Here is a 7,364-nt window from a genome sequence, read left to right as displayed (position 1 = left end):
GGTCGATCCTCAATGCGCTTCGTACCAGCGCTGCGAGCGGTTCACGACCGCTACGACCAGCAGCATGACCGGCACCTCGATCAGCACGCCGACGACGGTTGCGAGGGCAGCGCCCGACTGGAAACCAAACAGGCTGATGGCTGTCGCCACGGCCAGTTCGAAGAAATTGCTTGCGCCGATCAGGCTCGACGGGCCAGCCACGCAATGCGCGACGCCGAGCTTGCGGTTGAGCAGATAGGCGAGGCCCGAGTTCAGGAACACCTGTATCAGGATCGGCACGGCGAGCATCGCGATCACCAGCGGCTCGCGAATGATGGCCTGACCCTGAAACGCGAACAGCAGCACGAGAGTCGCGAGCAACGCGCAGATGGAATACGGGCCGAGGCCTGAGACCGCACGCCTGAAATACGCGTCGCCCTTCGCGAGCAGCATGCGACGCAGAATCTGCGCGATCACGACCGGGATGATGATGTAGAGCCCTACCGACGCGATGAGCGTATCCCACGGCACGGTGATGGCCGACAGGCCGAGCAGCAGTGCCACGATCGGCGCGAATGCGACGATCATGATCGCGTCGTTAAGCGCAACCTGCGACAGTGTGAAGTACGGATCGCCTTTGCACAGTTGTGACCAGACGAATACCATCGCCGTGCACGGCGCGGCTGCGAGCAGGATCAGGCCTGCGATGTAGCTGTCCAGTTGTGCAGCCGGCAGCCAGCCGGCGAACACATGACGCACGAAAATCCAGCCAAGCAATGCCATCGAAAATGGCTTGACGAGCCAGTTCACGAACAGCGTGACGCCGATGCCGCGCCAGTGACCCTTGACCTGCGCCATGGCAGCGAAGTCTATCTTGATCAGCATGGGGATGATCATGATCCAGATCAGCACGCCGACGGGCAGATTGACCTGCGCTACTTCCATGCGACCAATGGCCTGGAAGACTGACGGCAGCCACTGGCCCAGCACAATGCCTGCGACGATGCACAGCGCAACCCACACCGTCAGGTACCGTTCGAAGAAACCAATGGCGGGACGCGTAGTGCTGGATACGGAATCAGCGCTGCTCATTCGATTCCTCTGCGGGACGGTCACCAATTGCCCGGACTTCCTTCTGGATCGCATTGCGGTCGAGCACGTGCAGCGGCAGATTCACGAACTGGCTCACACGGGTCATGATCTGACGATAGACCTTTGTGAAGACTTCCCGCTTCGCCTCGTCGCTACCAGCAAACGCAGCGGGATCCTCGAATCCCCAGTGCGCCGTGATCGGCTTGCCGGGCCAGATCGGACACACTTCGCCTGCTGCCTGGTCGCACACGGTAATGACGAAGTCCATCTGCGGCGCATCCGGCGTAGCGAATTCGTCCCAGCTCTTGCTGCGAAGCCCCGTGGTGTCGTAGCCAAGTGCCTCACAGCGTTCAACTGCGAACGGGTTGACGGCACCGGACGGGTGACTGCCTGCGCTGAAGGCGTGAAACCTGCCTCGCCCCATCGTGTTGAAAAGCGCCTCGGCCATGATGCTTCGGGCACTGTTGCCTGTGCAGAGGACGAGAATGTTGTAGGTCTTATCGCTCATGTGCTGCTCCGTTTGCTATCTGCACCTGCGCAGCAGGCAACTGGGGGGATACTGGCAGTGCGTGACCGGTCGTGTGACTGGCCATAAACCGGTGCCTGTTCGAGCGTGCGAAACGTCTCCCACGCCACACCCTGCGGGTCTACGGTCCACGTCTTGTCTGACTTCGCGTAGCAGCAACTGGTGGCCGTCTGGTTCGTCACCGGCAGCTCGGCGCTAGCGAAGCGCTCGCGCATCTCGGCAAGCTCCTCATCGCTCTCGACCTGAATGCCGAGGTGGTCAATGCCGGGCTGTACCCCGCGCTGCGAAATGGCGAAGTTGACCTTCGGATCCGCGAGTTCCCATTTGCGGTAGTCGGACTTCGCTACCGTTGGTTCAACACCGCCGAACATCGCCGTGTAGAAGCGCGTGCTTGATTCGAGGTCTGCTACGGCGACGTGGATGTGCATACGCTTCATGTCTGATCTCCACAGCATTGCGGCGCATCGACCACTGCGCAGGCGGTGCCCGCACAGCAGTTCTCGGTGAGGAACCCGACGAGTCCGTTCATCGCGTCGAAGTTGGCCGAATAGAAAATGAAACGGCCCTGCTGGTTGCCAGTAACGAGGCCGGCGTGCGACAGGTCCTTAAGGTGAAACGAAAGACTGGAAGGCGAAAGGCCAACCTGCTGCGCGATCTCGCCCGCAGGCAAGCCTGCTGGGCCAGCTACGACGAGCACGCGGAAGATGGCCAGCCGCGATTCATGAGCGAGCGCACCGAGTGCGCGTACGACGAGGTTCGAGTCCATGGTGGCATCATAGGCGTATTGATTCAATGATTCAAGTAATATTGAAATGAAGGTTGGGGATCGTCTGCTGTGCGAGTGCGCGCGAAACACGTATCGAAATCGTGAGCGTTTAACCGCACAGCCGCGTTCGGAGTCGCTACGCTGGAGTTGTTCCCCGCGCGCTCAGCGCATCGATCGAAGCACGAGGCCTGAGCCTTCGCTCGCTCGGTTCCTATCTTTACAAAACCGGCTCTGCACGCGGCATCTGGCACCGCTCAGCGTGCCCAGTGCGGAAATGTTTGCGGAATTCCGCAACAGAACCGTTCCGTCAAGCCTACCCGCGGGCCGCGTGGTCAATCTGCTGATCCCGTAAAACCTCACCTTTTACTTGACATGTGCCAGTCCCGTCGGCGATGTGCGCCGCCGGGAGCGGATCACTCACGCCTTGGTTTTTACTTTTTATCGAGGAACTCATCATGAATGACAAAGTCGATTTCGTTGCCTGTGGTAGCTGGCGCGACACCTGGTCGGTGAAGTGCGTCGCGGTACCGGGACGCTATGGAGTCGATCCGAATTTTCACGTTGAACAGTTCCTTGATACGGGGAGCGTCGTTGTTGAAACTGAGGAGGACGACGAAGACTTTCCGCTCCTCGCGATTCGCGACCGCTATTTTCCGGACGGCCGCGCCGCTGCGGCCTGGCTCAGACGTGCTGGCCACAAAGTCCCGATTGAGGTGTTGCAGGCGCTGAGGGCGAATGATCTGAAACCGCTTCACAACGAGGAGCGGAAGATGACGTTCATGCAGCGGACGAAGCGGTTTGCCGCGCGCTTGTGGCGAAAGTCCATGGTGAAAGCGTTTTTGCGGGGGCTGCTGGCTTTCCGCAGTACGACGAGCCATACGTTCGACTGGCCGGACGATCGCTGGGCCTACCTTCACGGCCGTGCTTTTGCGCACCGTGTCACTTTCCGCCTGTTTGTGCGCGTCGTCGGCGGGGCCGGCGCGAGCAGTTAGACAGGTTCTTATGAATCGCGACGCACCTTCGGGTGCGTGGCGATGCCCATCGTGTTTCCAGCAGCGCCGAGCGACTGCCCGTCGTCGCCGCTCGCCACTTTTCCCTATTACCCCAACGTCAGCTGCTGAAAAAGCCGCCTGCGCCCGATGCGCGGACCGCTTTTTGAGCACGCGTTTTCACGCCTGTCTCAGGCATCGACCACAACCCACTTCCCAAAAGGAGAGTGACCAATGAATGCACATGGCCGGGAACTACCGCCGGAGCAGTATGAGTGGTTGCAGCGCAAGCTCGCGACCTTCACCCTGTCGGCCGAGCAATGGATTTCCCTTCTCGTCGCGCACGGCGTTCCAGCCACGAGCCTGATGGGTGTTGCCTGCGCGTGCCCCGTATGCGGGGGAAACGACCGATTCACCTACGACAACAAGCGAGGCCGCGGTGACTGGTTCTGCCGGCAGTGTGACGCCGGCAGACCTATGGCCGGAGACGGCCTTCGCCTCATCTGCAAGCTGAACAGGATCGGTCTGTATCGCCTGATGACCGAAATCGACGGCAATCCGCCGGGCCGGTGGACGACGACCGATGCCCTCGATGGACGCACGGCGCCTTCTCCAAAACGCAAGGCCGATCCTGCGTTCGTCGAAAAGCGGCTGAGCGACATGTGGAACAGGGCGCACGCGCAGCGAGAGGGTGATCTTTCGCGTCGCTATCTCATGTCGCGAGTACCCGGTCTCACGGCGCCGCCCTCAGGCGCTTTACGGCTCGGGATGCTCGAGTACTGGCATGAGAAGAAAGTTCTTGGTTCCTGGCCCGGCATTCTCGCGCGTTTTGAGCTGCCGGATGGCCGGCTTGGGACGTTGCATCGCACCTTCCTCGAACGGTCTGTTGCGGCAAAGGCCAGGATCGTCGCGCCGGATGGCGAGATCCTCGACAACAAGCTGAACGACAAGACTCTTAATCCGTTGCGCGGTGGTGCGGTTCGACTGATGGAGCCAGAGAACGGCGAGATCGGTGTCGGCGAGGGGCTCGAAACCGCCTACGCTGCGCATATGGAAACCGGTGTGCCGGTCTGGTACTGCCTGAACCGCATTCTGTTGAGCCAGTTTGTCGTCCCGCAGGGACTTGGCATCCGCGTCGTTCACATCTTCGTTGACTTTGACGAGGTCGATCCGCGCACGGGCAAGTCGCCTGGCGTAGCAGCGGGTGTCGAGCTGGCAAAGCGGCTTCGTGCCGAGGGCTTCACGGTGATTGTTCATCGGCCGAAGCGACGCGGGACTGATTTTGCCGATCAGTGGTCTGCAAAATTCTCGACGCCGCATGGTCTTATCGTGCCCGTCGGAAGGACCGTCGGAATCGAACGCAGGGTGCTTGCGACTGCCTAGCTAACCCAACTTTTTTTAGCCAGCCCGGTGGGGATATTTCCCCACCGGGAATATCGCATCGGGCTTTTTTCTGTGAGGATGGAAATGAGCTCTTTTCAGGTGCTGTTGGGTGATTTTGCGATCGTCGGCTCGTCAGGCGCAGCCGGTGGCAATCGGCCGGCGATGAAGTCGGATGCGGCAAGTTTTGATGTGATCGACCGTCGCGGTCAAGGCAATACGTGTTACCTGTTTCGCGACCCGTCATTCGACGCCGCGTGGGATTTCTGTGCACTTCGCCTTGCAGTTGTTGCTGCCGAAAGGTCGCACTAACTATCGAAGCGAAAGCGGCTCCCCAAGGGGAGCCGCTTTTTTTTCGTCTGTACGCTTACCACGGGCGTACCTTGAAGAAGATGATGCACCGCAGAAGAATCCACAACGGATACCAGAGGCCGCTCGCCCAGATAAATCCGATTGCGCCGATGTACTCGATCTTGCCTGCCGTATCCAGGTCGGTCCGACCGACGTGTACGCCGTACAGGCCGAGCAGTACGAAGAGGAAACAGTAGATGGCGCGTTTGACGATAAACGGAAGAGCGTCGAACGCGCGGTAGCAGCGAAGAAGTTGGTCCATTACTCATCCGTCGATGGTTTGTGGAAGCGGTCGAACAGTGCAACACCCGCGTACCAGCCTGCGGCCGCGACTGCGGCGAGCAGAAGAAAACCCACCCACGTGCGCGGTTCGCCGAGCATACCCGCATGAAACAGCTGAAGTGTGTCCATGAAAACTCTCCCCGGTTGACGCACCGGGGTGGACGCCGTCCGTCGCCCGGTGCTTTAAGTACATGATGCCCGATTAGCCGCGAAGTCAAGGCGGCGGCCGCGTCCGCGATTCCTAGAAGTACCCAGAGAGCTCATCCGCGAGCGAGTCGGTCGCCGGGTCGTGCGCACCCGCTTCGACCTCCGCGATGCGCAGGATCTGGATATCGGCTTCCGGAGAAACGTCCAGTTCTGCGCGCGGCGCTGCGATCGCGGTCCGAACTGCTTGAGGCGGGCTCACATCATGACTGCCTCGTTGAACTGGCTCACGCAGAGCCGATTCAGCGAGCGCGCGCAGGCGCATGGCCCGCTGCCGCGGGCTTCGACAGGCAGCGAGCGCGTCGTAAAGCAACGGCGCGACCAGCCGGTTGATCGTGATGGTCATCTCTATCTTTTCGTCCGTACCGTCCATCTCTTCACCGTCACTTCCGTTCGCGGGCAAGGGCGGTCTCGCCGACGGTGAGAAATCCGCGCACGTTCGCGAAGCAGGGCGCTTCGATGATTTGAATCACGACGCGAGGGAACGCCTTGCGGATCGCCGAAGCGTAGAGTGCGGCGCCGCCACCCGACAGGATGATCGATCGAACGTTGGGCAACCGGCCAACCGAGTTCTGCATCTCCTTGACCACCGCATTGATTAGCGGCTGGGATTGCTCGACGTACGGGTCGAGCACGATGTTCTGGCCGTAGAAGAAGAACGGCGTTTGCTCGCGCAGCGCCTTGTCGATCCGTTCGATGTCGTCGACCGGTTCGCCCTGATCCCTGGCGATCAGGCTCGCGATGCGCTGGTAGATCTGGGATGCGCCGCCCGGCAGGCCGCCGCTGCGTTTGTCGTCCATCGTGAAGCCGTTGGCGTACACCCAGTCGGTGGTGAAGTACCCGACGTCGATTACCAGATGGGCGCTGTCGCGGCCAAACTCGCTCTGACGGTTGCTGGACGCGAACACGAGGGAGCCGAGCGGCTGCGGGACGACGATGGCTTTGTCGACGTGCACGCCGGCCTGACCAAAGTCCAACTCGCCAGCGAAACGCTCTTTCAGTTCGGACGCGTATTTCTGCATGTTGTGCACCGGCAGGCCCAGCACCAGCCGCTCGATCTGCGTGACGTCTGCGAAATGGAGAGCGCCGGCGAGAAGTGCAGCGTAGTTGTCGGACAGCACGTAGTCGTCGGCGAGTGTGCGGCCGGTGTTGCCGTATGCAGCGGTCAGCGCCACGTCGGGCCCGACCTCGTACTCGATATCGTCGATGCGGATGATGGCCACCTTCCGGCCGGTCAGAACCGACTCGCCGTAGTTCGAGATGGTCCGGCTCGCGGCGAGCGGCGCCAGAGACGGATACATCGCTGTGGCGACCGTGCCACTGGCGGCTCGGTACGCGGATTTCGTGTTGCCATAGCCAACATCGATAGCGAAGACGGGGGTTTTCAAATCAGACTCCGGGAGGTGAAGGTTGATAAAGACGAACTCGTACTTCAAGTAGGAGTTTCAGTTCATGCTGTCGCCAAAGTCGCACATCATCTGGGACTTTTGCAGTACGAACGGTCAAGGTCGGACTTCATGTCCGGCTTTGATCCTGAATCGAGTCTATCGAGGGTATTCGCAAGTCAAGTCAGCAAAGCGCGCCTGATCCGGTCAGCTTTTGATAGCTGCACCCCGGGCGCGCGGATTTATGCTGCTGCTTACCTACCGCGTCCTTGACGCATCGATCTGCAATAACAGGCAATACCGGCTTGCGCGCGACGCGCAACGCCCTTTCTGTACGGGCCGCACACTGATGCGGCCTTTTTCTGAATCAGTTCAAGTCCATACCGATCCAACATGAGGGTCATGGACAC

At 60.4% G+C, this 7,364-nt stretch carries 11 protein-coding genes; 3 read left to right on the top strand and 8 right to left on the bottom strand.

The window, feature by feature from the left end; genetic code table 11:
* Positions 1 to 9: 9 nt before the first annotated feature.
* The 4 genes from arsB to LFL96_RS37000 are packed head-to-tail and all read right to left on the bottom strand — an operon-like array spanning position 10 to position 2,363.
* Entirely contained in the window at positions 10 to 1,071 is a 1,062-nt protein-coding gene (arsB, locus tag LFL96_RS37015) for an ACR3 family arsenite efflux transporter (protein WP_281004164.1), read from the bottom strand.
* A complete protein-coding gene (locus LFL96_RS37010; RefSeq protein ID WP_281004163.1) occupies positions 1,058 to 1,579 on the bottom strand; it encodes an arsenate reductase ArsC in 522 nt (173 codons plus the stop codon). The genes arsB and LFL96_RS37010 overlap by 14 nt, the downstream gene beginning before the upstream one ends.
* The gene (locus LFL96_RS37005) at positions 1,576 to 2,034 is read right to left on the bottom strand and encodes an ArsI/CadI family heavy metal resistance metalloenzyme (protein WP_281004162.1); all 459 of its coding nucleotides are present in this window, start codon (positions 2,032 to 2,034) and stop codon (positions 1,576 to 1,578) included. Before LFL96_RS37005 ends, LFL96_RS37010 begins: the two co-directional genes overlap by 4 nt.
* On the bottom strand, positions 2,031 to 2,363 hold the full coding sequence (locus LFL96_RS37000; protein ID WP_281004161.1) for a metalloregulator ArsR/SmtB family transcription factor: 333 nt from the start codon (positions 2,361 to 2,363) through the stop codon (positions 2,031 to 2,033). The genes LFL96_RS37005 and LFL96_RS37000 overlap by 4 nt, the downstream gene beginning before the upstream one ends.
* 455 nt (positions 2,364 to 2,818) lie before the next feature.
* Between LFL96_RS37000 and LFL96_RS36995 the strand changes: the two genes are divergently transcribed.
* From LFL96_RS36995 to LFL96_RS36985, 3 genes are all read left to right on the top strand, one after another.
* On the top strand, positions 2,819 to 3,355 hold the full coding sequence (locus LFL96_RS36995; RefSeq protein ID WP_281004160.1) for a hypothetical protein: 537 nt from the start codon (positions 2,819 to 2,821) through the stop codon (positions 3,353 to 3,355).
* Positions 3,356 to 3,586: 231 nt separating this feature from the next.
* Positions 3,587 to 4,735, top strand: coding sequence for a primase-helicase zinc-binding domain-containing protein (locus LFL96_RS36990; protein WP_281004159.1), 1,149 nt, complete (start codon positions 3,587 to 3,589; stop codon positions 4,733 to 4,735).
* Positions 4,736 to 4,819: 84 nt separating this feature from the next.
* Complete coding sequence (locus tag LFL96_RS36985; RefSeq protein WP_281004158.1) at positions 4,820 to 5,044, top strand: hypothetical protein; 225 nt, start codon at positions 4,820 to 4,822, stop codon at positions 5,042 to 5,044.
* A gap of 55 nt (positions 5,045 to 5,099) precedes the next feature.
* On the opposite strand, the gene LFL96_RS36980 is transcribed toward LFL96_RS36985, so the two are convergent.
* The 4 genes from LFL96_RS36980 to LFL96_RS36965 form a co-directional block, all read right to left on the bottom strand.
* Entirely contained in the window at positions 5,100 to 5,345 is a 246-nt protein-coding gene (locus LFL96_RS36980; RefSeq protein ID WP_281004157.1) for a hypothetical protein, read from the bottom strand.
* The gene (locus LFL96_RS36975) at positions 5,345 to 5,494 is read right to left on the bottom strand and encodes a hypothetical protein (protein WP_281004156.1); all 150 of its coding nucleotides are present in this window, start codon (positions 5,492 to 5,494) and stop codon (positions 5,345 to 5,347) included. Before LFL96_RS36975 ends, LFL96_RS36980 begins: the two co-directional genes overlap by 1 nt.
* 112 nt (positions 5,495 to 5,606) lie before the next feature.
* Positions 5,607 to 5,942 (bottom strand): hypothetical protein, encoded by a 336-nt coding sequence (locus LFL96_RS36970; protein ID WP_281004155.1) that lies wholly within the window; start codon positions 5,940 to 5,942, stop codon positions 5,607 to 5,609.
* Positions 5,943 to 5,952: 10 nt separating this feature from the next.
* Complete coding sequence (locus LFL96_RS36965) at positions 5,953 to 6,957, bottom strand: PRTRC system protein D (RefSeq protein ID WP_281004154.1); 1,005 nt, start codon at positions 6,955 to 6,957, stop codon at positions 5,953 to 5,955.
* Positions 6,958 to 7,364 lie beyond the last annotated feature (407 nt).

Origin of the sequence: Paraburkholderia sp. D15, assembly GCF_029910215.1 — a bacterium.
GTDB lineage: Bacteria > Pseudomonadota > Gammaproteobacteria > Burkholderiales > Burkholderiaceae > Paraburkholderia.
Note: the sequence above shows the minus strand (reverse complement) of the source record. Positions and strands in the feature narration are given on the sequence as shown.